We start from the raw sequence: 23,621 nt of genomic DNA, 5'->3' as shown, positions 1-23,621 counted from the left end.
CACTACTCGAACCCGACGGAAAGGTGTGAGCGTCCGCCCATGGGCGAGCCTCCCAGTACCCCACATCGCGCATTCACTCCGCCCCTGGCCGATCATGGGACGGAGGTGACCCGATGACTGAAGTGCTCCTGCTCCTCGTGGCGGTGCTGCTCTCGCTCGCGTGCGGCGTCTTCGTCGCGGCGGAGTTCTCGCTCACGACCGTCGAGCGCAGCGACCTGGAGCGCGCCGTGGAGCGCGGCGAGCGCGGCGCGGCCAGCGCCCTCAAGGCGGTCAAGAACCTCACCTTCCAGCTCTCCGGCGCGCAGCTCGGCATCACCGTGACCGGCCTGGTCGTCGGCATGCTCGCGAAACCGGCGATCGGCGACCTCATCGAGGGCCCGCTGAACGCCGCCGGTGTCCCCGACTCGGCGTCCTCGACCGTCGCCCTCCTCCTCGGCACCGCCCTGTCGACCGTCCTCCTGATGGTCGTCGGCGAGCTGGTGCCGAAGAACTGGGCGATCTCCTCGCCGCTGCCCATCGCCAAGCGCGTGGCGACGCCGCAGCGCGTGTTCAGCGCCGCGTTCCGCCCCTTCATCCGGCACCTGAACAACACCGCGAACCGCGCGGTGCGCCGCTTCGGCCTGGAGCCCACCGAGGAGCTGGCCTCCGCGCGCGGCCCCAAGGAGCTGGTCGCCCTGGCCCGGCACTCCGCGAAGGAGGGCGCCCTGGAGGCGGAGACCGCCGAGCGGTTCATGCGCACGCTGAACCTGGCCGACCTCACCGCCGAGAACGTGATGACGCCGCGCGTCCAGGTCGTCGCCCTGGACGTGGCCGCCACCTGCGAGGACGTCGCCAACGCGACCCGCGCGACCGGCCTGTCCCGGTTCCCGGTCTACCGCGGCAACCTCGACTCGGTCGTCGGGGTCGTCCACATCAAGAACGTCCTGGCCGTGCCCGCCGAGCGCAGGTCGCGCCACCCCGTCAGCGAGCTGATGCGCGAGCCGCTGCTCGTACCGGAGTCGCTGACCGTGGACCGGCTCCTGGACCGGCTCTCGGGCAAGCGCACCATGGCCGTCGTCATCGACGAGTACGGCGGCACCGCCGGGGTCGCGACGCTGGAGGACATCGTCGAGGAAGTCGTCGGCGAGGTGCACGACGAGCACGACCCGCACGAGACGCCCGACCTGGCCCCGGCCGGGACCGACGAGGACGGCCGGGCGCTGTACTCGGCGGACGGCGCGGCCCGCACCGACCAGCTCGCGCGCGTGGGCCTGCGGGTGCCGGACGGCCCGTACGAGACGCTGGCCGGTCTGATCGCCACCGAGCTGGGCCGCATCCCCGCCGTCGGCGACGGCGTCGAGGTCGCCGGCTGGCACTTGGACGTCGTGGACGCCACGGGTCGCCGCGCCGCCCGCGTCCTGCTGCACGCGCCCGCCGAACCGACCGGTGACGAGCCCGAGGAGGACGACCGATGACCGTCATACAGTTGCTGATCGGCCTGGCGACGCTCGTCGTCAACGCCTTCTTCGTGGGCGCCGAGTTCGCCCTGATCTCCGTGCGCCGCAGCCAGATCGAGCCGTACGCCGAGGAGGGCGACCGGCGCGCCAAGAGCGTGCTGTGGGGGCTCAAGCACGTCTCCGTCCTGATGGCGGCGGCGCAGCTCGGCATCACGCTGTGCACCCTCGTCCTGGGTGTCGTCGCCGAGCCCGCGATCGCGCATCTGCTTGAGCCGCTGTTCGACGCGGTGGGTGTGCCGCACGGCCTGGTGCACCCGATCTCGTTCGTCATCGCCCTGTCCGTGGCGACGTATCTGCACATGCTGCTCGGCGAGATGATCCCCAAGAACATCGCGCTCGCCGAGCCGGTGCGCAGCGCGCTGGTGCTCGGGCCGCCGCTGGTGGCGTGCGCCCGGGCCGTGCGCCCGCTGGTGTTCACGATCAACGCGGTCGCCAACGCGATCCTGAAGCTGCTGCGGGTCGAGACGAAGGACGAGGTCACGGCGACGTTCTCGGACGCCGAACTGGCCCGGCTCGTGCAGGACTCCAGCGACGCGGGCCTGATCGACGACCGCGCGCAGGAGCGGCTGCACGACGCCCTTGAGCTGGGCCGCCGTCCGGTGCGGGACGTGGTCCTGCCGCTGGAACGCGTGGTCTACGCGCGCGTGGGCGTCACGCCCGAGCAGTTGGAGCGGCTGTCGTCGCACACCGGGTTCTCGCGCTTCCCCGTCGTCGACGAGGGACGGCGCATCGTCGGCTACCTCCATGTGAAGGACGCGCTCGACCTGTCGCCGCGCGACCTGCCGTTCGGGGTGGCGGACATGCGGTCCATCGCCCGGGTGCGGGAGACCACGTCCCTGGACGACGTCCTCACGGCCATGCGGGGCAGCCGTACGCATGTGGCGGCGGTGCTCGGCGAGGACGGCAGGCTGGCCGGGATGGTCACGATGGAGGACGTACTGCGGGAGCTGTTCGGTCAGCCCGTGTGAATCTCTGGGGGAGGCGTGTCATGAGTCAGCTCGTCCTGCGCGAGGTGTCGTACGGCTATCCGGAACGGCCCGTGCTCGAACGGGTCTCGCTGACGGTTGCTCCGGGCGACAAGGCAGGTGTCATCGGCGAGAACGGCTCGGGCAAGTCGACGCTCCTGAAACTGATCACGGGTGAGTTCGTGCCCGCGGACGGCGAGGTCGCCGTGGCGGCCGACGGCGGCGTCGGCTACCTCGCGCAGACGCTCCGGCTGCCGCCGCACGCCACCGTGCAGGACGCGGTGGACGACGCGCTGGCGGAGCTGCGGGAGCTGGAGCGGCGGATCGGGGCGGCGGAGGCGGCGCTCACGGGCGACGCGTCGTCCGCCCGGCTCGCCGCGTACGGCGATCTGGTGGCCGCGTTCGAGGCCCGCGACGGCTACCGCGCCGACGCCCGCGTGGACGCCGCCTTGCACGGGCTCGGCCTGCCGCGCCTCGGCCGCGACCGGACCCTCGGCTCGCTGTCCGGTGGCGAGGCGGCCCGCCTCGCGCTCGCCTGCGTCCTGGCGCCGCAGCCCGAGCTGCTGCTCCTGGACGAGCCGACCAACCACCTCGACGACCAGGCGCTCGGCTGGCTGGAGGAGCGGCTGCGCGCCCATCGGGGCACGGTCGTGGCCGTCACCCACGACCGGGTGTTCCTCGACCGGGTCGCGGACAGCATCGTCGAGGTCGACGGCGACCGCAGGGCCGTCGCCCGCTACGGCGGCGGCTGGCACGGCTATCTGCGGCAGCGGCAGGCCGTACGGCACCGCTGGGAGGAGCGCCACCGCGCCTGGCGCGACGAGGTCGAGCGCCAGGAACGCCTCGCCGAGGGCGGCTCCGCCCAGCTGTCCACGGGCTGGCGGATGAGCGAACGGCCCCGCTTCGCGGGCCACCAGCGGTCCGTGGAGGGCCAGTTGTCGGGCGTCGTGCGCAACGCCCGCGAGCGGCTGCGCAGGCTGTACGCCGAGCCGGTGCCGCGCCCGCCGGACCCGCTGCGGTTCGCCGCGGACCTGGAGGGCGGCGGCCACGATCTCGTACGCGACGTGGAACTCGCCGACGTCACCGCGGGCACGCGGCTCGCCGTGGACCGCCTCGTCCTGGAGCCCGGCTCGCGCACCCTGGTGACCGGGCCGAACGGCGCGGGCAAGTCGACGCTGCTCGCCGTCCTCGCGGGCGAACTCACCCCGGACTCCGGGACCGTCCGGCTGCCGCCGCGCGTCGGCCACCTGCGCCAGGAGGTCGCCCACGAGGGCGACGGCGTACCGCTGCTCGACGCGTTCGCCGCCGGGCGGGGCGGGCTGCCCGAGGACCACGCGGACGCGCTCCTCGCCCTCGGCCTGTTCCGGGAGGCGGACCTGCACGTTCCGGTGGCGGGCCTCTCCATCGGCCAGCGCCGCCGCCTGGCCCTGGCCCGCCTGGTCACGACCCCCGCCGACCTGCTGCTCCTCGACGAGCCCACGAACCACCTCTCCCCCGCCCTGGTCGAGGAGCTGGACGAGGCGCTCGCGGGGTACGCGGGCACGCTGGTGGTGGTGTCGCACGACCGGCGGCTCGGGGAGCGGTTCGGTGGGCGGCGGGTGCGGATGGAGGGTGGCAGGCTGGGGCTGGGGTAGGGCGCGGGGCGCTGCAGCGGGCGGGTGGCGTCGTCAGCGGACGGGTTGGTGTCCCCGGCCGTCGGGGACCTCGGTGAGGCCGGGGCCGGGCGGGCCGAGCTTCGCGGAGCCGAGCGCGGTCAGGACGGCGAGCAGCGCGGCCATCCCGGCGGTGCCGAGCGCGGCGGCCCACTCCACGTCGAGGAGGTTCGTCGCCCCCGCGACGAGGACGGCGGCGAGGGCCTGCGCGAAGGTGCGGACCGCACGCTCGCCGGTGGCTTTCCAGAAGGCAGCGGTCCACATGGCGGACCCCTCTCCGGTAGTGAGGAGCCGTTCGGTGAGTCCTCAACTACCGCTATGTTCCCGCTGGTTGGGACCCACGTACAGGCAGTGCGGCGCGCAGTCGCGTCAAGAACGCGCGGGCCGCGGGCCCCGCCGGGCCGTCCGTCCGCCAGGCCAGGCCGATCCGCCCGCGCGGGCACGGCTCCTCGAACCCGATCACCCGCAGGCCCCGTGCGGCGGCGATCCGCGCACCCGGAGCCGGGAACACGGCCACGCCGAGACCGCGCGCCGCGAGCTGGACCAGCAACTGCGGCGAGGCCGCCTCGAAGGCGACGTGCGGCGCGAACCCGGCCCGCGTACAGGCCCGTTCGAGCACGGAGCGCAGCCCGGTGCCGCGCGGCAGGCTGATCAGGGGACGGTCGGCGAGGGCTGCCAGCGGGACGACTCCCGCGAGCGCGCCCGCGTCTCCCTCATCACCCTCGTCCGCGCCGTCGCACGCCGGCACGGCCAGGGCCACGAGCGGGTCGTCCGGTGCCACCAGCGCCGCCAGCGGCTCGTCGACCACCACCTCCCAACTGACGCCCCCCGGCGGCACCTCGTCGGCGAGCCCGGCCAGGGCGAGGTCGAGCCGCCCCTCGCGCACGGCCGCCAGCATCCGGTCCGAGGTGTCCTCGGTGACGGCCATTTCGACGTGGGGATGCGCGTCGTGGAAGTCGGCGAGGACCGACGCCACGTCGTACTCGTGCGTGGCGGCGCCCGAAACGAGGCCGATCGTGACGCGCCCGCGCAGCAGCCCGGTGAACTCGTCGGCGGTCTGCCGCATCCCGTCGACGGCGGCCAGCGCCGCCCGCGCGTACGGCAGGACCGCCGCGCCCACCTCCGTCACGGTCACCGACCGGCCCGAACGGTCGAGGAGCCGCTGCCCCAACTCCCGTTCCAGCTGCCGGATCTGGGCGCTCACACCGGGCTGCGCCACATGCAGCGCGGCGGCGGCACGCGTGAAGTTGGCCTCCTCGACGACCGTGAGGAAGTACCGGAGCTGGCGAAGTTCCATAACTCAGGATGCTAGCCATGAGACGTACTGGCTCTTGGACTTATGGCGGCAGCGAGCCGATCTTGGGGGCATGGGGAACTCACTGGGGAACTCACCGACCGCGCCGGACACGTCGACCCGCCTCATCCGCGCCGCCATCGCGGCCGAACGCCGGGACCTGGCCGACCTCCTGGACGGCCTGCACCCCGAACAGTGGGACGCGCCGTCGCTGTGCGCGGGCTGGCGGGTGCGCGAGGTCGTCGCCCATATGTCCCTGGGCTTCCGCTACCCCCTCCCCCGCGTGCTCCTGGAACTCCTCAAGGCGCGCGGGAGCCTGCACCGCATGACGGACCGCCGGGCCCGCGCGGACGCGGCGGCGTTCCCCGAGCGCGACCTCGCGGGGTTCCTGCGGGACCACGCGGACCACCCGTGGACCCCGCCGGTCGGCGGCTTCGCGAGCGCGCTCGGCCACGACGTCGTCCACGGCCTCGACATCACCGTGCCGCTCCGCCTGCCCCGCCGCGTACCGGAGGAGCGCCTCCGCATCCTCCTCGACCACGTCACACCGAAGTCCGCGAAGTTCTTCGGCGCCGACCTCGGCGGCCTGGAGCTGCGGGCCGACGACACTGCCTGGTCCTTCGGGTCGGGGTCGCCGCTGGCGGGCGACGCGCAGGACCTGCTCCTTGTGGCGTTCGGACGGCGACTGCCCGCCGGGCGGCTGCGGGGCGAGCACGCGGAACGCTTCACGCTGGGGTGAGCGCGGAGCGCTCGTGTGCGAGCCGGGCCGGGCGGGCTCGGGCCGGGCAGGTTCCGGCCAGGCGGGTTCGGGCCAGGCGGCCTCAGGGCTGGCCCGATGCGGGTTCGGGGCAGGCCCGAGCGGGCGTGCGGGCTGCGGGATACCATCACATCGCCATGCAGATCGATCCCCGATACACGAGCCTCGTCGCCGTCGGCGACTCCTTCACCGAGGGCATGTCCGACCTGCTGCCCGACGGCAGCTACCGCGGCTGGGCCGATGTGCTGGCCGAGCGCCTCGCGGCCCGCACCCCCGGCTTCCGGTACGCCAACCTCGCCGTGCGCGGCAAGCTCATCGGGCAGATCGCCGCGGACCAGGCGCCGATGGCGGCCACGCTCGGCGCCGACGTGATCACCCTGGTCGGCGGCCTCAACGACACCCTGCGGCCCAAGTGCGACATGGGCCGGGTGCGGGGCCTCCTGGAGCAGTCGGTGGAGACCCTCGCCCCGGCCTGCAAGCAGCTCGTCCTGATGCGCAGCCCCGGCCGCCAGGGCGCGGTCCTGGAACGGTTCCGTCCGCGCATGGAGGAGCTGTTCGGCTACGTCGACGACCTCGCGGCACGGCACGGCGCCGTCGTGGTCGACCTGTACGGGTCGACCACGCTCGCCGACCAGCGGCTGTGGGACGTGGACCGGCTGCACCTGACGGCGGACGGGCACCGCCGGGTCGCCGAGGCGGTCTGGCAGACGCTCGGCCACGAGCCGGAGGACGACTGGGGCAGCCCGCTGCCTCCCCCCGTCCCCGCGGCCTGGCTGCCCCGCCGCGTCGCCGACGTCCGCTTCGCCCGGCAGTACCTGGGCCCGTGGATCGGCCGCCGCCTGACCGGCCGCTCCTCCGGCGACGGCCGCTCGGGCGCCCAGGTGGACCCGGTGACGGGACGCGCGTTCTGGGTGACGCCCGCGGACGCGGCGACGCCGGGACCCGTACAGACGTGGCGGCGCGTGGAGCCGGACGGGGCCTGAGCGCGAGCGTCCATCCGGTGCAGGGCCTGTCCGACGGGTCGGCCCTAGTTCTCCCGCCTCCCTGCTCCGCCCGCCTCCACCGCGTCCTTCAGCTCCGCCAGCCAGTCGATCAGGGACTGCGCGAGCAGCGCCCGCATCCCCTCGGGGTCGGCGTCGACCGGGGCCCCGGTCCAGTACTCCTCGGTGACCACCGACGTGCCGCCCTCGGCCGTCGGCGCGAAGGTCCAGCGGTGCATGCCGTCGATGCCGGAGGTGGGGCCGCCCCAGGTGATGGAGCGGTGCTCCTCGATGGCCGCGACCGTGGACGTGATGTCGAGGCCGTGCGTGAGCCACCTGAAGGACATGCCGACCTTCAACTCGCCGGACGTCTCGGCCCGTTCGATGCCGCTGTGCCACAGCGGCCAGGCGGCGATGTCGGTGTGCAGCCGCCAGACGACCTCGACGGGCGCGGCGACGGTGATCTCGTGGCGGGTGCTGATCATGCCGCACCGCCTTCGACGGCCGGGGCGTCGGCGTCCGCGATCCAGGAGCCGTGGATTCCGCTCGGCACCCGGCGCGGCAGCTCGACGACGGCGAGCGGCCCGGCGCCGGGGGCGGAGGCGTCGATGACGAGCAGTTGCGAGGCGTCCTCGGCGAGGTCGCTGACCACGGTGAGCAGATAGCCCTCGTCCTCGCCGGTGGCGCCCTCGGCCGGTACGAAGACGGCCTCGCCGGGCATCCGGCCCGGCCCCATGGGCATCAGCTCACGTCCGCCCGCGGTGTGGTCGTGCTTGACGATCGCGTACGCGTCGAGGTCCGGTCCGGGGAAGGCCACGGCGTAGCTGTAGCGGTGCGGGCGGCCCGTCACGTCCTCGTTGACGGTGGGGAATTCGGTGATGAGGTCGTCCAGCGTCTCCTCGGTGGCGACGCCGGTGGCCGGGTCGAGTATCCACCGATAATGGGTCGCACCGACCATGGGCTGCGGCGCGTGGCCGGGTGCGCCGATCCAGAACTTCCAGGTCTGCTCCCAGGCGCCGCGGTCGTAGCGCGGCCCGGTCAGGACGACCCGGCCGCTCTCGTCCTCGTACGCGTTGGCGACGTGCAGAAGGGCGCCGGGCTCCACCTCGAACCAGCGCACCGTCGCGGGTCCGGTGCGCGGCATCACACCGATGCGCGGGGTGTAACGGTCGTTCCAGCGGTACGGGATGCCGGAGTGCTCCTCGGGGTGGAAGACGACGGGAAGGTCCAGCCACACCACGTACCGCTCGGTGATCCCGAAGTCGTGCATCAGGGACGGCCCGGCGCCCTCGACGACCTCGCTGCGCACGATCTCGCCCTTGGCGTCGGCGACGTGGTACGTCAGGTGCGGCGGGAACGGTCCGTACCCGAAGAAGTGCAGGTCGCCGGTCGCGGGGTCGGTCTTCGGGTGCGCCGTCATCGCGGTCTTCAGGCGGCCGCCGAAGTCGTGGGCGCCGACGGTCTCCAGGTCGGGCGTCAGCTCGTAGGGGAGGTTGGCCTCCTGGAGGGCCAGGATGCGGCCCGCGTGCTCGATGACGTGGGTGGCGGCGTCGCTGGCGCGCAGGTTCGGTATGCCGTCGGCACCCAGGTACGGCACGCCGTCGAGGGCCGGGGTGTGCACCCAGCGGTTGCGGTACCACTCGGCGCGGCCGTCGCGCAGCCGGACACCGTGGATCATTCCGCTGCCCTTGAACCAGTGGGTGGGGGTGATGCCGGGCTTGGGGTTGTGGCCATTACGGAAGTAGCGGCCGTTCAGCTCGGGCGGGAGGGTGCCGTGCACGGTCAGGCCGTGGGCGGTGGCCTCGTCGGTGACCGGTGTGTAGTGGCCGGTGAGGTAGGGCTTCTTGGTCATGACCGGTTCCTCCTGGTGTGGTGGGTGGGGCTGCTGAGGGTGGTGAGTACGGCGGCCGTCGTGAGAACGGCGATGACGGCCGTGGCGGCGAACGCGGTGCGGTAGTCCGCCGCCGCGGGTGCGGCGGCGGTCAGCAGGGCGAGGCCGAGGGCGCCGCCGATCTGCCGGGTGGTGTTGACGAGGCCGCCCGCGAGACCGGAGTCGGCGGCCGGCACGCCGTCGGTGGCCAGCGTGGTGAGCCGGACGAACGCGACGCCGAGGCCCGCGCCGACCAGGACCGAGGGGCCGAGCAGATCGACGGCGAAGGTGCCGTCGGTCCGGGCCAGGGCCAGCCAGCCGAGGCCCAGCGTGAGAGCGGTGAGCGCGGCGGCGAGGCCCGCTCGGCCGGGCAGGCGGGGCGCGAGGGTGGACGCGGCGACGACGGTGAGCGCGAGCGGGAGTTGCGTGAGGCCCGCCGCCAACGCGCTGTATCCGAGCACTTGTTGCTGGTACAGCGGCAGGAAGTAGAAGAGTCCGACCCAGACGGCGCCGAGCAGCGTCATGGCCAGGTTGGCCGCCGCGACCCGTCCGGTGCGCAGCAGACGCGGCGGTACGAGCGGGGTGCGCGCCCGGCGCTGGCGGTCGGCGAACGCGGCCAGGAGCACGAGGCCCGCCGCGGCGGCCAGCGGCTGCCGGGCGGTCAGCGCGTAGACGACTGCCGTCAGGCCCGCAGTCGAGGTGATCGCGCCGACGAGGTCGAGGCCGCCGCCGGTCGGCCGGTCGGCGGGGACGAGCAGGAGGGTCGCGCCGAGCGAGGCCGCGGCGAGCGGCACCACGACGAGGTACACCGCCCGCCAGCCGTACCACTCCGTGAGTACGCCACCGAGGATCACCCCGGCCGCGCCGCCCGCCCCGGAGACCGCACCCCACACGCCCAGTGCCGCGCCGCGCGTCATGCCCGCGCCGCCCCCGGGCACCGGGCCCGGTGGGAAGATCAGCAGGACCAGGGCGAGCGCTGCGGGCGCGAGCAGCGCGGCGCCGACGCCCTGGGCGGCGCGGGCGGCGATCAGCGCGGCGGCGTTCGGGGCCAGCCCGGCGGCGAGCGACGCCAGCGCGAACACCGTCGTCCCGGCAACGAACATCCGCAGCCGCCCGAAGAGATCCGCGAACCGGCCACCAGGCAGCAACAGTGCCCCGAAGGCCAGTACGTAGGCATTGACCACCCACGACAGCGCCCCGGCCGACAGCCCGAGCCCTCCGGACACGGCGGGCAGCGCCACATTCACGATCGACGTACTAAGCACGACGACGAACTGAGCCGTCGCCAGCGCCACGAGCGCGGGCCCCTGCCGCGTCTCCGTCGCCGGGGGCACCCGGGGCATCCACCCCGCCTCCCCTGCCTCACCTGTGTCCTGGTGTCTCATCACCGTCACACCCCCCAAGTCCAAAGTCCCGAGTCCCTGGCTTTGCCCCTTGCGCCGCCCCCGCCCCCGCGCCGGAGCCGGAGTGCGAACCCGAACCCGAGCGCGAGCCGCACCGCACCGCCGCACCGCACCGCACCGCACCGCACCGCACCGCACCGCACCGAAGAAAGAGTGGTCAATCACTCACACCTTGCCCCAAAAGAAAGGCCGCACATGCGGCCCTTCGTACGGCGAAGCCCTCGCGGCCGTACCGCAGCACCCCCCGACGGCTCAGTAGTGTCTGATACCCGCCAACAGCGTCCTCGTCCACGGCGCGTCCAGTTCGAGCGCCCCGATCGAGACCGCCACATTGCACAGGAACCCTCTGGCGAAGAACTCCTGCACCGCGCCGTCCGGCGCCCCGGACGCGGACCGCACATACTCCACGAGGCGTGCGTACATCCCCTGCACCGCCTCCCTGATCTCCGGCTCGCTCGCCGCGCAGTTCGCGTGCATCAGCACTTTCAGCAGGTCCTCGCGGTCCGCGATCAGCCGGGCGTACTCATCCCCCATCGCCCACAGCACCTCCCCCGGATCCGCACTCCCCACCTTCGCGACCGACTCGCCGAGCCGCTCACGGATCAACCGCGAGACATCCTCGACCACGGCCACGAACAGCGCCTTCTTGTCGGGGAACAGCCGGTACAGGTACGACTGCGAGATCCCGGCCCCCTTCGCGACCTCCGTCGTGGACGTCCCGTAGTACCCCCGCCCCGCGAACACCTTCGCCGCGGTGGCCAGCACCTCACCCCTGCGCGCCTCCGCCGTGGAGAGCTGGCGCACCTTCGTCGTACCCATGTGAGTAATAGACCACTCACGCCTATCCCCCGTCAACCCCTCCCCGACCACCGCCCCCAGCCGCACACCCCTGACCTGGCCTCCTCCCACCCCCACCACTTGTAGCTTCCGACGACGACCGCCATGGCGCTGGCCTGCAGAAACCGCCAGTAGAATGGCCGACTGTGACTGCCGCGCCTGCAAAGCCCCGTATCCCGAACGTCCTCGCCGGGCGTTACGCCTCCACCGAGCTCGCCCTGCTCTGGTCGCCCGAGCAGAAGGTGAAGCTGGAGCGCCGCCTCTGGCTTGCCGTCCTGCGCGCCCAGAAGGACCTCGGCATCGACGTGCCGGACGCCGCGATCGGGGACTACGAGCGCGTGCTCGACCAGGTCGACCTGGCCTCCATCGCCGAGCGCGAGAAGGTCACGCGCCACGATGTGAAGGCCCGCATCGAGGAGTTCAACGCCCTCGCCGGTCACGAGCACGTCCACAAGGGCATGACCTCCCGCGACCTCACCGAGAACGTGGAGCAACTGCAGGTCCGGCTCTCCCTCGAACTGGTCCGCTCCCGCACCGTCGCCGTCCTCGCCCGCCTCGGCCGGCTCTCCGGTGAGTACGCCGAGCTTGTCATGGCCGGCCGCTCCCACAACGTCGCCGCCCAGGCCACCACCCTCGGCAAGCGCTTCGCCACCGCCGCCGACGAGCTGCTCGTCGCCTACCGCCGCCTGGACGACCTCCTCGGCCGCTACCCGCTGCGCGGCATCAAGGGCCCCGTCGGCACCGCCCAGGACATGCTCGACCTGCTCGGCGGCGACGCCGAGAAGCTCACCGAGCTGGAGGGCCGCATCGCCGCCCACCTCGGCTTCGACCGTGCCTTCACCTCCGTCGGCCAGGTCTACCCCCGCTCCCTCGACTACGAGGTGGTCACGGCGCTCGTCCAGCTCGCCGCCGCCCCGTCCTCACTGGCCAAGACCATCCGCCTGATGGCCGGACACGAACTGGTCACCGAGGGCTTCAAGCCCGGCCAGGTCGGCTCGTCCGCGATGCCGCACAAGATGAACACCCGCTCCTGCGAGCGCGTCAACGGCCTCACCGTCATCCTGCGCGGCTACGCCTCCATGACCGCCGAGCTGGCCGGCGACCAGTGGAACGAGGGCGACGTCTCCTGCTCCGTCGTACGCCGCGTGGCCCTGCCCGACGCGTTCTTCGCGCTGGACGGCCTCCTCGAGACCTTCCTGACGGTCCTCGACGAGTTCGGTGCCTTCCCCGCCGTCGTCGCCCGCGAGCTCGACCGCTACCTGCCGTTCCTCGCCACGACCAAGGTGCTCATGGCGTCGGTGCGGGCCGGTGTCGGCCGCGAGGAGGCCCACGAGGCCATCAAGGAGAACGCCGTCGCCTCCGCTCTCGCCATGCGCGAGCAGGGCGTCGAGCGCAACGAGCTCCTGGACAAGCTCGCCGCCGACTCCCGCATCCCGCTGGACCGCACCCAGCTGGACGAGCTGATGGCCGACAAGCTCTCGTTCACGGGCGCCGCCAGCGACCAGGTCGCCGCGGTCATCGCCCAGATCGAGGCGGTGCTGAAGGAGCACCCCGAGGCGGCGGGTTACACGCCGGGCTCGATCCTCTAAGGCCTTCACAGGCGGGCCGTGGCCTGCGCACCCGGTGGGACTAGCTCCTCGCCCGGTGCGCACCGCGGCCCGCCTTCCGTATGCGCACCGCCACGAACGCGACCACGGCCAGGGCGACCACGCCGAGGACTCCCTTCGAGTACAGGCCAACGGCGTCCGTGACCTCGTGCCAGCGGGAGCCGAGCGCGTAGCCCAGCACGACGAACACGCTGTTCCAGAGCAGGCTGCCGAGGGTCGTGAGGCCCAGGAACAGGGGCAGTGGCATCCGTTCGATGCCTGCCGGTATCGAAATCATGCTGCGGAAGATCGGGATCATGCGGCCGAAGAACACGGCCTTGGTTCCGTGCCGTTCGAACCATGCCTCCGTCTTCTCTATGTCCGCCGTCTTCACCAGCGGCAGGCGCGCGGCGATGGCGACGGTGCGGTCACGGCCGAGGAGCGCCCCGACCCAGTACAGCGCGAGCGCCCCGACGACGGAGCCGACCGTGGTCCACAGCAGGGCCGCGATCAGACTGAACTTGCCCTGGCTCGCGGCAAATCCGGCGAGCGGCAGGATCACTTCGCTGGGCAGCGGGGGGAACAGGTTCTCCAGCGCGATCGCCGCGCCGGCGCCGATCGCGCCCAGGGAGTCCATGAGGTCGGCGGCCCATCCCGCTATGCCGCCCGCGGGGGCGTCGGCGGGTGCGGCCGCGTATATGACGGAGCGGACGGACCGTGCGGGCTCGGACCCGGCGGACGTCGCGGCCGAGGTCACGGCCGTGGGTGGGACTGCTGCCGAGGCGGATTCGTACGCGGCGCTGAGTGTGTGCGAAGCGGTGCGGATCATGTCTTCGACGGTACGGAAACCGCAGGCCAGGCCGGTATGGGGGCGGCCGCACAGTTGCGCTGCGGACCGCCGCAGACCACTGCTGCGGACTGCCGCAAGCAGCTTTGCGGTTTTCCGCAGTCCGCTCCGCGCATCGCTCGGCTAGCGTCATTGATCATGCGAAACCTTCTCGCTCGCCGACTGCGCATCGCCGCCGGGGTCCTCCTCGGATCCCTCAGCGCCGTTGCCGAGTTGGCCATGACGCTCGCGTCCGGGCTGTGGCTGCTCGCCACCCTCGGGCGATCCGCCGACGACCGCCGCGGCGAGACCCGGATACTGGCGGTCGCCCGCTGGTGGGCCGAGCTGCAGCGCCGCCGGATGGCCCGCTGGTACGACACCGGCACGGCGGATCTGGCAGCGCCGCTGACCGGCATGGCCGCCCTCTCCTATGTCGCCACCCGCTGGACGGTGGGGGTGCTGGGCGGTGTGGTGCTGCTGGCCGCCGCGATCGGCGCCGGCTATGCGTCGTTGCTGGCGTGGGGCTGGGTGCTTGTCGACCTGGACGAGTGGCCGACAGCCGTCGCGCCCGCCGCGTTCGGCGGTCTCTTCCTGCTCTTCCTGTGCATCCAGGGAGTGCATGCGGTGGCGCTGATGGACGAGCAGTTGATACGGCACTACCTCGGCCCCAGCGATCGCCAAACGCTGCAGCGCCGCATCGGTGAGCTGGCCGAGAGCCGGGCCGGGGTCGTGGAGGCCGTCCACGACGAGCGGCGACGCATCGAGCGGGACCTGCACGACGGAGTGCAACAGCGCCTGGTCGCGCTGGGCATGCTGCTCGGCCGGGCCCGCCGCACCCCGGACCCGGAGAAGTCGTCGGAGCTGCTCCGGCAGGCCCACGAGGAGTCGCAGCAGGCGCTGGTGGAGCTGAGAGAGGTGGCGTGGCGGGTGTATCCGGCGGCACTCGACGAGGGCGGACTCGCCGCCGCGCTCGAAACGGTCGCCGAGCGGGCCGCGATACCCGTCCGGCTTGCCTGCGAACTGCGGGACACCCCGCCGCCGACGGCGCAGGCGGTCGCGTACTTCGTCGCCGCCGAAGCCGTGACGAACGCGGTCAAGCACTCCGGTGCCGGACTGGTCACGGTGCGGGCCGACCGGGAGGGCGAGTTGCTGCGGCTGCGGGTCGAGGACGACGGCCGTGGCGGGGCCGATCCGGCCGGGAGCGGACTGCTGGGCCTGACCCGGAGGATCGCGGCGGTCGACGGTACGTTGTCCGTGGCCAGCCCGGCCGGAGGTCCCACCGTCATCACAGCGGAGCTGCCATGCGCGTAATACTCGCCGACGACTCGACGCTGCTGCGCGAGGGACTGGCGCGGCTGCTCGTCGAGGAGGGGCACGAGGTGACGGCGTCCGTGGGGGACGCGGAGGCCCTCCTTGAGGCGATCGCCGCCGATCCGCCGGACGCCGCCGTGGTGGATGTGCGGATGCCTCCGACGCACACCGACGAGGGGTTGCGGGCCGCGCTGGAGATACGCAAGAAGTGGCCGGACACGGGTGTCCTGGTGCTATCGCAGTATGTCGAACGGCGTTACGCCACAGACCTGTTGACCACGGCCACGGAGGGGGTGGGCTATCTCCTCAAGGACCGGGTCGTGCAGGTGGACGAGTTCCTGGACGCGCTCGACCGCGTGGGGGCGGGCCGGACGGCCTTCGACCCGGAGGTGGTGCGGCAGTTGCTGACGTTCAGCAGCCAGGTGGACCCGTTGCAGCGGCTGACCGAGCGGGAGCACGAGGTCATCGCGAAGATGGCGCAGGGGCATACGAACGCGGCCATCGCGAAGCAGTTGCACGTCTCGCAGAGCGCGGTCGAGAAGTATGTGAACGCCATCTTCGACAAGTTGGAGCTGTCCGATGTCAGCGGCTACAGCCGTCGTGTGCTGGCGATCCTGCGCTTTCTCGACTCGTGACGCCGACGGGGCGGGTGCCCGGCCGCGTCGCCGTCCGGCCTTGAGAGCGCAGGACCGCGGCTAGAGGCCGACGTCGCGGCTGCGGAAGTCCTCCAGGGACTCGCGGCGCACGAGGAGTCGGGCGTGGCCGTCGGCGACGGCGACCACCGGGGGGCGGCCGACGAGGTTGTAGCCGGAGGCCATGGAGAGGTGGTAGGCGCCCGCGACGGGGACGGCGAGGAGGTCGCCGGGGCGGGTGTCGGCGGGGAGTTGGATGTCGGTGGCGAGTACGTCGCCCGCCTCGCAGTGGCGCCCGACGACAGTCACGGGGGCGCAGGCAGCGGTGGAGCGGCGGCCGATGAGGCGAGGCAGGTAGCGCACGCCGTACAGCGCGGGCCGTGGGTTGTCGCTCATGCCGCCGTCGACTGCGACGAAGGTGCGGTCGCTGGTGCGCTTGACGGACAGAACGCGGTAGAGGGCGACGCCCGCAGGGCCGACGATGGCGCGGCCGGGCTCGACGACGAGGCGGGGTACGGCCAGGCCCGCGGCGGCGCAGCTCTCGGTGAGTTCGACGCGTACCTTGCGGGCGAGGGTGGTGATGTCGAGGGCGTCCTCGCCGGGGCGGTAGGCGATGCCGTGGCCGCCGCCGAGGTCCAGTTCGGGGAGCGTGATGCCGTGATGGTCCTTGATGCGGGCCATCAGCCCGACGAGGCGGCGCACGGCGCACAGGTACGGCTTGTCGGAGGTGATCTGGGAGCCCAAGTGGCAGTGCAGGCCGACCAGTTCGAGGCCGGGCTGGTCGAGGATGCGGGCGATGGCGTGCTGGGCGGAGCCGTCGGTGATGGACAGGCCGAACTTCTGGTCGTCCGTGCCCGTCTGGATCTTGCTGTGGCCGCCCGCGGCGATGCCGGGGACGACCCGGACGAGGACCTTCTGGCGGCTGCCGGACGGTACGGCGGCGGCAAGGCGGGCGATCTCCGAGGCGCTGTCGATGACGATGCGTCCGACGCCGAGCCGCAGGGCGGAGCGCAGGTCCTCGGGGCTCTTGGCGTTGCCGTGCAGGACGATGCGGGCGGCGGGGAAGCCGGTGGTGACGGCCAGTTCGAGTTCACCGGCGGAGCAGACGTCGAGGCCCAGGCCCTCTTCGGCGACCCAGTGGGCCATGGCGCGGCACAGGAACGCCTTGGCCGCGTACAGGACGTCGGTGTCGGGGAAGGCGTGCAGATAGGTGCGGCAGCGCTCGCGTACGTCGGCCTCGTCGAGGAGGTAGGCCGGGGTGCCGAAGCGGTCGGCGATCGCGGTGAGCGGTACGCCGCCGACGGCCAGGTCTCCGTGCGCGAGCCGCGTGGTGGAGTGCGGCCACACGGTCAGGTCGTCGGCCGCGTCCACGGGCGGGGCGTCGACGGCGACCGGAGGGTGGCCGGGTGTGGCGGGGATGTCCGCAAGGGTCATGGCTGGCTTCTCTTTTCGCCTCGTCGTCTTCACGTCGTCGTCTTCACGTCGTCGTTCTCGTCTCAGGTGCCTGTGCTCCTGCGGGGGCGTCGGTCGTGCTTGCCTCGGGCGGTAGTTGTGGTCGCCTGGGGCGGTAGTGGTAGTTGGGCTTGGCTCGGACGGCAGTTGTACTCGCCGGGAGCGCTGGTCGGGCTGGTCGTGCTTTCCTCGGAAGGCAGTTGTGGTCGCCGGGGGCGCCCGCCGTGCTTGGCCCGGGCGCCAGTCGTGCTGGCCTCCGGTGCCAGTCGTGCTCGCTCCTGGGCTGCGGCCGCTCACGCCCTGTCGGGAGGTCCGGGACCGAGGGCGAATGCGGTGGCGGTGGCGGTGGCGGTGGCGTCCGAGGTGGCCTCGGCAGCGGTGATGGCGGCGTCAGCGTCGCCAGTCCCGTCGTCAGCAGCCTCGGCCACGTCTGCGGCAGCACCAGTCGCACCGTCTTCAGCGGCGGCTGCGACTGCGACTGCGACTGCGACTGCGACGACGGTGGCGGTGGCGGTGGCGTCACCATTGACCTCGGCTTCTCCGGCGCCTGCGGTGCACTGGTTTCCACGGCCCGTCGGCACCCAGTTCTCGGGCTGCGGAGACCCTGTCGGCTGGCTACGGGATCCCGGTCCCCGCCATGCGGGGGTGCCGCCCTCGGACTACGGGAGCGCTGCCCTCGGGCTACGGAAACCCCGTCCCCGGGCGCGCCAACACCGGCCGCGGACGCGGGAACACCAACCCCGGGTGCGGCAGCACCGGCCTCACGTAGCGGAAGCACTGTCCTCAGTCCGCGGGAACGCCGGGTCAGCCGATCCAGGCGGTCAGGGCGCCGACCAGCGCCGCCGCTCCGGTGACGCGCAGCGCGCCGACGGCCTGTGGGTCACAGTCCCGCCAGCGGGAGGTGCGCGGGGCACTGTCCGCGGAGGCGGCCACGGGCCGGGGTGCGGCGGGCGTGAGCCGTGGGGCGGACGAAGCCGGGGTGCGCCGAGGGGCCGGGGAGCCCGGGGTGCGGCCGGTGGCGGCCGAAGTGTGGCCCGTGGCAGCGAAAGTGCGACCTGTGGCAGCGGACGTGCGACCCGCGGTCGCGGAGGTGCGCCCCAGGGCAGCGGAGGTGCGACCCGTGGTGGCGGACGTACGACCTGTGGTGGCGGACGTACGACCCGGAGTCGCCGAGCCCGGCGTAAGGCGAGGGTCGACCGTGACCCGGGGAACGCCGAGTGGTTCGGTGAGCGCGCGGAGGGCGGGTTCGGAGAGCCGGATCCAGGGCTGCCGGGCGCCGAGTTCGTCGGTGAGGCGTTGCGGTGTCGTAAAGGCGACGGCCGTGCGGTCGCCGACAGGGGTGCGGAACAGGCGGGCGACACAGCCCGCGGGTCCCGGCCGGACGGGAACGAACAGCGGTCCGGCCGGGCCGCGTTCGCAAGGCTCGGGGTCTTCTCCGCACACCAGCTGCTGCGTCATGGAATTCCTCCTTGAGGAGCCTCGGCAGGCCCTCGTAGGGTTGGGCGGTCGCCGTGGATCCGGTGGCGGGCACCGGGCACACAGTGACGGTATGCCCGGCACGGGGTGTCAACCGACCGGCACTGACGAGCCGTTGACGGCAATTCGGCGCACGCTGACACTCTGCTGACGCGCGGCCCGGCACACCGACCTGGACGAGTGAGGGCATACGTGCGCATGGTGACGTGGAACGTATGGTGGCGATTCGGGCCGTGGGAGCAGCGCCGGAAGGCGATTCTCGCTGTGCTGCGCGTGCTGCGGCCGGACGTCGTCGGCCTGCAGGAGGTCTGGGAGCGCGACGGCGAGAACGTCGCGGGGTGGCTCGCGGGCGAGTTGGGCCTGCACTGGACGTGGGAGCCGTCGCGGGCGCCCGGGCGGTGGCAGCGGCGGATCGGCGATCCGGAGGTGGCCATGGGCAACGCGGTCCTCAGCCGCTGGCCCGTGGCGGACCGGGCGGTCGTACAGCTGCCGCCGCCGGACGGGGCGGAGGACGACGGCCGGCTCGCGTTGTACGCGCGGCTGGCGGCGCCCGGCCAGGAGGTGCCGTTCTTCACCACCCATCTGACGTCCGCCCCGTGGCAGTCGGCGGCGCGGTGCGCGCAGGTCGCGACGCTCGCCGCCTTCGTGGCCAGGCACCGGGGCGGCACCGCGTTCCCGCCCGTCATCACGGGTGACTTCAACGCCTGGCCGGACTCGGACGAGATCCGGCTCCTGGGCGGGTACCGTACGGCGCCGCCCGTCGCGGGGCAGTCGCTGCTGGACGCCTGGGAGTACGCCGAGCCGGGCGCTGCGTCCGCCACCTGGGACGCGGCGAACCCGTACGTGGCGCCCACGTACGAACCGAGTGTCCGGATCGACTACATCCATGTCGGGCCGCCGGGCCCCGGCGGCCTCGGCTCGGTGCGCGCGGTACGGCGCGCGGGCGACGGCCCGGTGGACGGCGTCTGGCCGTCCGACCACGCGGCGGTCGTGGCCGACCTGCGCGACACCGGGACGGCGGGCAGCGCGACAGCGGCGCCCTGAGACCCGCCGGAACATCAGCGGCGCCCTGAGACCCGCCGGAACATCAGCCGCCCCCGCCAAGGCCCGGCGACCGGCCCCCTCACCCCTCGAACCGATACCCCATCCCCGGCGCCGTGATCAGATGTCGCGGATGCGCCGGATCCGGCTCCAGCTTGCGTCGCAGTTGAGCCATGTAGACCCGCAGGTAGTTGGTCCGCGTGCTGTGCGAGGGTCCCCAGACTTCACCGAGCAGTTGCTGCTGGCTGACCAGGCGGCCGCGGTGGCGGACCAGGACCTCCAGGAGGTGCCACTCGGTGGGGGTGAGGCGCACGGCGCGGCCGTCGCGCAAGGCCTTCTTGGCGAGCAGGTCGAGGGTGAAGCCCTCGGTCTCGACGAGGACGGAGGTCTCGCCGCGCTCCGCGGAGTGGGTTCTGCGGGCGGCGGCCCGCAGCCGGGCGAGGAGTTCGTCCATGCTGAACGGTTTGGTGATGTAGTCGTCGGCGCCCGCGTCGAGCGCCGCGACCTTCTCGTCGGAGGCCTGGCGGGCGGACACGACGAGGATGGGGGCGCGGCTGAAGCCCCGCAGCCACCTCACCACGTCGATGCCGTCCATGTCGGGCAGCCCGAGATCAAGCAGGACCACGTCCGGCGGACGGGCCGCTGCCAGACGCTGGGCCGTGCCCCCGTCGACCGCCGCGTCCACCTCGTACTTGCGTGCCTTGAGGTTGATCTCCAGAGCCCGTACGAGCTGTGGGTCGTCCTCGACCACCAGCACCCGGGTCATCGGTGTGCCGCCTCCTGAAAGTGCGTGCGGGCCGAGCCCACAAGATTGTTGCGGGCCGAGCCCACAAGATTGTTGCGGGCGGGGCCCACAAGATGATGCGGTCCTGTGAAGCAAAGCGCCCACCAGCGGGTTCGCTGTCGCTCTTGACGCCTCTCATACGGCGGTCGGGATACCGTTGACGCCTCTCTTACGGTGTGGCCATGCCTCGTTCACCAGATCGCCGCACCTCGCGGGAGCTGATCGTTCCGGTGTCGCCCGCTCACCCCGGTGTCCCGCGGGTGCCGTCCGAACGCGGCGACTGCACGGCCGGTCGCCAGTCGTAGCCCCAGTGGCCCAACCACAGGGCGCCCAGGGCGTCTTGGGCGCGGGTCGGCGTCGCGATGCCCGGCGACACCAAGGACATGACGGCCCGTCATGGCGGCGTGGGGCGGGGCGCCTCGCCGTCGACCACGGCGTCCCAGGCGCCGTAACGCCAGCCGGATGTCAGGGCGTTGGGGACGCCCGGCCCGCGGCCCCCCTCTGAGCCGCGGGTCGGGACATCCCTGTGGACGAACGACCGGATCCTGATGTGCTGCGGGCACAGTCCCGGCCCCCGCATCTGGACTGTGCGCACTGCCGGCCGTGATCGTCACGTGCTCTCGACCTCACATCACGGACTCGTTCGCCCGTTCCCCCGTGGTGATCATTCTTGGGTCCGCCGCAGCCCTTCCCGGTTTTGTTGACGCCCTCCTGATGCACCACCAGGCCTTCTTGACGAAGGCTTGACGGATGTTCAAGAAGGCCTGTCAGGGGGTCGTAAATTCCCCGCTGCGAAGGCGATTTGGTGTGCTGGGGACGGCTAGCTTCCTCTCCGCACGGCCGCGCTCCGTGGCCGCTCCCCCACCAGAAAGTCACCTCCACCGATGCTTCCCGCCGCCCCGCAGCAGGCTCCCCCGGCGCCCGAGAGCCAGTCGTCCGGGCGCAGTCCCCGGAGCCGTCCCGGCCGTCGGCGCGTGCGCCCCGGCGGCCTCGTCGATCCCGTGCAGATCCTCAAGTCGTTCCCCGACGCGCTGCGCAAGCTGCGCCCGCGCGCGCTGGTCAAGAACCCCGTCCTGTTCGTGGTGGGCTGCGGCGCGGTGATCACGACGGGGACCGCGGTGTTCGACCCGTCGGTGTTCTCATGGATCATCGGTGTCTGGCTGTGGCTCACGGTCTTCTTCGCGAACCTCGCGGAGGCGGTGGCGGAGGGCCGGGGCAAGGCGCAGGCGCTCGCGCTGCGCAAGGCGCGTACGGACACGGTCGCCCTGCGCCTGCGGCACAACTGGCGGGTGGGCACCGACCTGCGGGACGCGGAGACGGAGGCGGTGGCCGCCACCGAGCTGCGGCCCTTCGACTTCGTCCTGGTCGAGGCGGGCGAGCTGATCCCGGCGGACGGCGATGTCGTCGACGGGGTCGCCGCGGTCGACGAGTCCGCGGTCACGGGTGAGTCGGCGCCGGTCATCCGGGAGTCGGGCGGGGACCGCAGCGGCGTCACGGGCGGTACGACGGTGCTGTCCGACCGGATCGTCGTACGGGTCACCTCGCGCGCCGGGCACTCCTTCCTGGACCGGATGATCTCCCTCGTCGAGGGCGCGTCCCGGCAGAAGACGCCGAACGAGATAGCCCTCAACATCCTGCTCGCGGCGCTCACCATCGTGTTCGTCCTCGTCGTCGTCAGCCTGCAGTCGATGGCTTCGTACGCGGACGCGGCGCAGCCCACAACCGTGCTCGTGGCGCTGCTCGTGACGCTGATCCCGACGACGATCGGCGCGCTGCTCTCCGCGATCGGCATCGCGGGCATGGACCGGCTCGTGCAGCGCAACGTGCTCGCCATGTCCGGCCGCGCGGTCGAGGCGGCGGGCGACGTGAACACCCTGCTCCTCGACAAGACCGGCACCATCACCCTCGGCGACCGTGCGGCGGACGCGTTCATGCCGCTCCCCGGCGTCGACGAACTGCACTTGGCGGACGCCGCCCAGCTCTCCTCGCTGGCCGACGAGACGCCCGAGGGCCGCTCGATCGTCGTGCACGCCAAGAACACGTACGGGCTGCGCGCACCGGCGCGGGGCGAGCTGGCCAACGCGCAGTTCGTGGGGTTCACCGCGCAGACCCGGATGAGCGGCATCGACCTGCGCTGGGACAACGGGGCCGCCTGCGCCATCCGCAAGGGTGCCGCGGCCCAGGTCATCACCTGGGTGGAACTGCGCGGCGGCCAGGTGCCGCCGCAGGCGCGGATGTTCGCGGACTCCGTCGCCGCCGCCGGCGGTACGCCGCTGCTGGTCGCCGTGCACGACTGGGACGGGCCGCGGGTCCTCGGTGTCATCCAGCTCAAGGACGTGGTGAAGGACGGCATCCGGGAGCGGTTCGCAGAGCTGCGCCGCATGGGCATCCGTACCGTCATGATCACCGGTGACAACGTGCTCACGGCGCGCGCCATCGCCCGGGAGGCGGGCGTCGACGACTTCCTCGCGGAGGCGACCCCCGAGGACAAGCTCGACCTGATCAAGAAGGAACAGGAGGGCGGCAAGCTCGTCGCAATGACCGGCGACGGCACCAACGACGCCCCGGCGCTCGCGCAGGCCGACGTCGGCGTGGCCATGAACACCGGCACCTCGGCCGCCAAGGAGGCCGGGAACATGGTGGACCTGGACTCCAACCCGACCAAGCTCATCGAGATCGTCGAGATCGGCAAGCAACTGCTGATCACCCGCGGCGCGCTGACCACCTTCTCGATCACCAACGACGTCGCCAAGTACTTCGCGATCATCCCCGCGATGTTCGCGGGGGCCTACCCGGGCCTGGAGTCGCTCAACATCATGGGGCTGCACAGCCCGAAGTCCGCGATCACCTCGGCGATCATCTTCAACGCGCTCATCATCGTGGTGCTGATCCCGCTCGCCCTGCGCGGCGTGCGCTACACCCCGGCGTCCGCGCACGACCTGCTGCGGCGCAACCTCGCGGTGTACGGACTCGGCGGGCTCGTGCTGCCCTTCCTCGGCATCAAACTGATCGACCTGGTGGTGTCGACGCTCCCGGGCCTCAGCTGAGGCCCCTGACGGCCACCCCTGCGGGCCCGCACATCAGGGCCCCGTCAAAGCCCGTGAGCGGCACTTGAAGCCCCGCTCACGGGCCAGTTAGATGAACGACGTGAACTGCTTCGTGCGCCATGACGACCGGCCGCCTCATACGGCGGTGCCGGTCCCGCGCCCTGTTCACAGCACGGTGCGCTGACGCCGCACCGCACCCTCCCCCGCCGTGA

20 protein-coding genes are annotated in these 23,621 nt (G+C 72.6%); 10 read left to right on the top strand and 10 right to left on the bottom strand.

Features of this window, described 5'->3' with window-relative positions:
- The first annotated feature begins 113 nt into the window (after nucleotides 1–113).
- Genes IE274_RS07455 through abc-f form a run of 3 tightly spaced genes read left to right on the top strand, consistent with a single transcriptional unit; the run spans nucleotide 114 to nucleotide 4,095 of the window.
- Entirely contained in the window at nucleotides 114–1,454 is a 1,341-nt protein-coding gene (locus IE274_RS07455) for a hemolysin family protein (RefSeq protein WP_190114822.1), read from the top strand.
- On the top strand, nucleotides 1,451–2,464 hold the full coding sequence (locus tag IE274_RS07450; RefSeq protein WP_190114821.1) for a hemolysin family protein: 1,014 nt from the start codon (nucleotides 1,451–1,453) through the stop codon (nucleotides 2,462–2,464). Before IE274_RS07455 ends, IE274_RS07450 begins: the two co-directional genes overlap by 4 nt.
- Nucleotides 2,465–2,484: 20 nt before the next feature.
- Nucleotides 2,485–4,095 carry a ribosomal protection-like ABC-F family protein gene (abc-f, locus tag IE274_RS07445; protein WP_190114820.1) on the top strand — a complete coding sequence of 537 codons (1,611 nt, stop codon included), beginning with the start codon at nucleotides 2,485–2,487 and terminating at the stop codon, nucleotides 4,093–4,095.
- 33 nt (nucleotides 4,096–4,128) lie between these two features.
- Here abc-f and IE274_RS07440 read toward each other — a convergent pair whose 3' ends face one another.
- Both IE274_RS07440 and IE274_RS07435 read right to left on the bottom strand, forming a co-directional pair.
- On the bottom strand, nucleotides 4,129–4,377 hold the full coding sequence (locus IE274_RS07440) for a holin (RefSeq protein ID WP_190114819.1): 249 nt from the start codon (nucleotides 4,375–4,377) through the stop codon (nucleotides 4,129–4,131).
- Nucleotides 4,378–4,429: 52 nt separating this feature from the next.
- On the bottom strand, nucleotides 4,430–5,410 hold the full coding sequence (locus IE274_RS07435) for a LysR family transcriptional regulator (RefSeq protein ID WP_190114818.1): 981 nt from the start codon (nucleotides 5,408–5,410) through the stop codon (nucleotides 4,430–4,432).
- 70 nt (nucleotides 5,411–5,480) lie between these two features.
- Here IE274_RS07435 and IE274_RS07430 point away from each other — a divergent pair, with 70 nt between their 5' ends.
- Both IE274_RS07430 and IE274_RS07425 read left to right on the top strand, forming a co-directional pair.
- Entirely contained in the window at nucleotides 5,481–6,146 is a 666-nt protein-coding gene (locus tag IE274_RS07430) for a maleylpyruvate isomerase family mycothiol-dependent enzyme (protein WP_190114817.1), read from the top strand.
- A gap of 155 nt (nucleotides 6,147–6,301) precedes the next feature.
- Nucleotides 6,302–7,147 (top strand): SGNH/GDSL hydrolase family protein, encoded by an 846-nt coding sequence (locus IE274_RS07425; protein WP_190114816.1) that lies wholly within the window; start codon nucleotides 6,302–6,304, stop codon nucleotides 7,145–7,147.
- A gap of 44 nt (nucleotides 7,148–7,191) precedes the next feature.
- Here IE274_RS07425 and IE274_RS07420 read toward each other — a convergent pair whose 3' ends face one another.
- The 4 genes from IE274_RS07420 to IE274_RS07405 form a co-directional block, all read right to left on the bottom strand.
- Entirely contained in the window at nucleotides 7,192–7,629 is a 438-nt protein-coding gene (locus IE274_RS07420) for an SRPBCC family protein (RefSeq protein ID WP_190114815.1), read from the bottom strand.
- Complete coding sequence (locus IE274_RS07415; protein WP_190114814.1) at nucleotides 7,626–8,996, bottom strand: carotenoid oxygenase family protein; 1,371 nt, start codon at nucleotides 8,994–8,996, stop codon at nucleotides 7,626–7,628. Before IE274_RS07415 ends, IE274_RS07420 begins: the two co-directional genes overlap by 4 nt.
- A complete protein-coding gene (locus IE274_RS07410; protein ID WP_229909341.1) occupies nucleotides 8,993–10,357 on the bottom strand; it encodes an MFS transporter in 1,365 nt (454 codons plus the stop codon). Before IE274_RS07410 ends, IE274_RS07415 begins: the two co-directional genes overlap by 4 nt.
- A gap of 312 nt (nucleotides 10,358–10,669) precedes the next feature.
- Entirely contained in the window at nucleotides 10,670–11,236 is a 567-nt protein-coding gene (locus IE274_RS07405) for a TetR/AcrR family transcriptional regulator (protein WP_190114812.1), read from the bottom strand.
- Between the two features lie 164 nt (nucleotides 11,237–11,400).
- On the opposite strand from IE274_RS07405, the gene purB reads away from it, so the two are divergent.
- Nucleotides 11,401–12,843: an adenylosuccinate lyase gene (gene purB, locus IE274_RS07400; RefSeq protein ID WP_190114811.1), complete on the top strand. Its 1,443-nt coding sequence runs from the start codon at nucleotides 11,401–11,403 to the stop codon at nucleotides 12,841–12,843.
- A 40-nt stretch (nucleotides 12,844–12,883) separates the two neighbouring features.
- On the opposite strand, the gene IE274_RS07395 is transcribed toward purB, so the two are convergent.
- Nucleotides 12,884–13,669, bottom strand: a complete 786-nt coding sequence (locus tag IE274_RS07395; RefSeq protein WP_229909339.1) for a DedA family protein — start codon at nucleotides 13,667–13,669, stop codon at nucleotides 12,884–12,886.
- A gap of 156 nt (nucleotides 13,670–13,825) precedes the next feature.
- Here IE274_RS07395 and IE274_RS07390 point away from each other — a divergent pair, with 156 nt between their 5' ends.
- Together IE274_RS07390 and IE274_RS07385 are read left to right on the top strand one after the other, a co-directional pair.
- Complete coding sequence (locus IE274_RS07390) at nucleotides 13,826–14,977, top strand: sensor histidine kinase (RefSeq protein ID WP_190114810.1); 1,152 nt, start codon at nucleotides 13,826–13,828, stop codon at nucleotides 14,975–14,977.
- Complete coding sequence (locus IE274_RS07385; protein ID WP_190114809.1) at nucleotides 14,968–15,612, top strand: response regulator; 645 nt, start codon at nucleotides 14,968–14,970, stop codon at nucleotides 15,610–15,612. The genes IE274_RS07390 and IE274_RS07385 overlap by 10 nt, the downstream gene beginning before the upstream one ends.
- Nucleotides 15,613–15,672: 60 nt before the next feature.
- Here IE274_RS07385 and lysA read toward each other — a convergent pair whose 3' ends face one another.
- Together lysA and IE274_RS40330 are read right to left on the bottom strand one after the other, a co-directional pair.
- Entirely contained in the window at nucleotides 15,673–17,043 is a 1,371-nt protein-coding gene (gene lysA / locus IE274_RS07380) for a diaminopimelate decarboxylase (RefSeq protein ID WP_229909337.1), read from the bottom strand.
- An 822-nt stretch (nucleotides 17,044–17,865) separates the two neighbouring features.
- The gene (locus IE274_RS40330) at nucleotides 17,866–18,519 is read right to left on the bottom strand and encodes an SAV_915 family protein (RefSeq protein ID WP_372447181.1); all 654 of its coding nucleotides are present in this window, start codon (nucleotides 18,517–18,519) and stop codon (nucleotides 17,866–17,868) included.
- Between the two features lie 216 nt (nucleotides 18,520–18,735).
- Here IE274_RS40330 and IE274_RS07370 point away from each other — a divergent pair, with 216 nt between their 5' ends.
- On the top strand, nucleotides 18,736–19,581 hold the full coding sequence (locus IE274_RS07370; protein WP_190115326.1) for an endonuclease/exonuclease/phosphatase family protein: 846 nt from the start codon (nucleotides 18,736–18,738) through the stop codon (nucleotides 19,579–19,581).
- 79 nt (nucleotides 19,582–19,660) lie between these two features.
- On the opposite strand, the gene IE274_RS07365 is transcribed toward IE274_RS07370, so the two are convergent.
- Nucleotides 19,661–20,344 carry a response regulator gene (locus tag IE274_RS07365; RefSeq protein ID WP_190114808.1) on the bottom strand — a complete coding sequence of 228 codons (684 nt, stop codon included), beginning with the start codon at nucleotides 20,342–20,344 and terminating at the stop codon, nucleotides 19,661–19,663.
- A gap of 902 nt (nucleotides 20,345–21,246) precedes the next feature.
- On the opposite strand from IE274_RS07365, the gene kdpB reads away from it, so the two are divergent.
- Nucleotides 21,247–23,409, top strand: a complete 2,163-nt coding sequence (gene kdpB, locus IE274_RS07360; RefSeq protein ID WP_190114807.1) for a potassium-transporting ATPase subunit KdpB — start codon at nucleotides 21,247–21,249, stop codon at nucleotides 23,407–23,409.
- The last annotated feature ends 212 nt before the right edge of the window (nucleotides 23,410–23,621 follow it).

It is taken from the genome of Streptomyces flavofungini, from assembly GCF_014650815.1.
Lineage (GTDB): Bacteria > Actinomycetota > Actinomycetes > Streptomycetales > Streptomycetaceae > Streptomyces > Streptomyces flavofungini.
The sequence above is the reverse complement of the archived record's forward strand: the minus strand, read 5'-3'. Positions and strand labels throughout refer to the sequence as shown.

Excerpts from the sequence above, each read along its gene's own strand:
- IE274_RS07410 (WP_229909341.1), bottom strand. The coding sequence starts at position 10,357 with ATGCCCCGGGTGCCCCCGGCGACGGAGACGCGGCAGGGGCCCGCGCTC.
- IE274_RS07405 (WP_190114812.1), bottom strand. The coding sequence starts at position 11,236 with ATGGGTACGACGAAGGTGCGCCAGCTCTCCACGGCGGAGGCGCGCAGG.
- IE274_RS07395 (WP_229909339.1), bottom strand. The coding sequence starts at position 13,669 with ATGATCCGCACCGCTTCGCACACACTCAGCGCCGCGTACGAATCCGCC.
- lysA (WP_229909337.1), bottom strand. The coding sequence starts at position 17,043 with ATGACCCTTGCGGACATCCCCGCCACACCCGGCCACCCTCCGGTCGCC.
- IE274_RS07430 (WP_190114817.1), top strand. The coding sequence starts at position 5,481 with ATGGGGAACTCACTGGGGAACTCACCGACCGCGCCGGACACGTCGACC.
- IE274_RS07370 (WP_190115326.1), top strand. The coding sequence starts at position 18,736 with ATGGTGACGTGGAACGTATGGTGGCGATTCGGGCCGTGGGAGCAGCGC.
- IE274_RS07390 (WP_190114810.1), top strand. The coding sequence starts at position 13,826 with ATGCGAAACCTTCTCGCTCGCCGACTGCGCATCGCCGCCGGGGTCCTC.
- kdpB (WP_190114807.1), top strand. The coding sequence starts at position 21,247 with ATGCTTCCCGCCGCCCCGCAGCAGGCTCCCCCGGCGCCCGAGAGCCAG.
- IE274_RS07450 (WP_190114821.1), top strand. The coding sequence starts at position 1,451 with ATGACCGTCATACAGTTGCTGATCGGCCTGGCGACGCTCGTCGTCAAC.
- IE274_RS07365 (WP_190114808.1), bottom strand. The coding sequence starts at position 20,344 with ATGACCCGGGTGCTGGTGGTCGAGGACGACCCACAGCTCGTACGGGCT.
- IE274_RS07435 (WP_190114818.1), bottom strand. The coding sequence starts at position 5,410 with ATGGAACTTCGCCAGCTCCGGTACTTCCTCACGGTCGTCGAGGAGGCC.
- IE274_RS40330 (WP_372447181.1), bottom strand. The coding sequence starts at position 18,519 with ATGACGCAGCAGCTGGTGTGCGGAGAAGACCCCGAGCCTTGCGAACGC.
- IE274_RS07455 (WP_190114822.1), top strand. The coding sequence starts at position 114 with ATGACTGAAGTGCTCCTGCTCCTCGTGGCGGTGCTGCTCTCGCTCGCG.
- IE274_RS07385 (WP_190114809.1), top strand. The coding sequence starts at position 14,968 with ATGCGCGTAATACTCGCCGACGACTCGACGCTGCTGCGCGAGGGACTG.
- IE274_RS07420 (WP_190114815.1), bottom strand. The coding sequence starts at position 7,629 with ATGATCAGCACCCGCCACGAGATCACCGTCGCCGCGCCCGTCGAGGTC.
- abc-f (WP_190114820.1), top strand. The coding sequence starts at position 2,485 with ATGAGTCAGCTCGTCCTGCGCGAGGTGTCGTACGGCTATCCGGAACGG.
- IE274_RS07425 (WP_190114816.1), top strand. The coding sequence starts at position 6,302 with ATGCAGATCGATCCCCGATACACGAGCCTCGTCGCCGTCGGCGACTCC.
- IE274_RS07440 (WP_190114819.1), bottom strand. The coding sequence starts at position 4,377 with ATGTGGACCGCTGCCTTCTGGAAAGCCACCGGCGAGCGTGCGGTCCGC.
- IE274_RS07415 (WP_190114814.1), bottom strand. The coding sequence starts at position 8,996 with ATGACCAAGAAGCCCTACCTCACCGGCCACTACACACCGGTCACCGAC.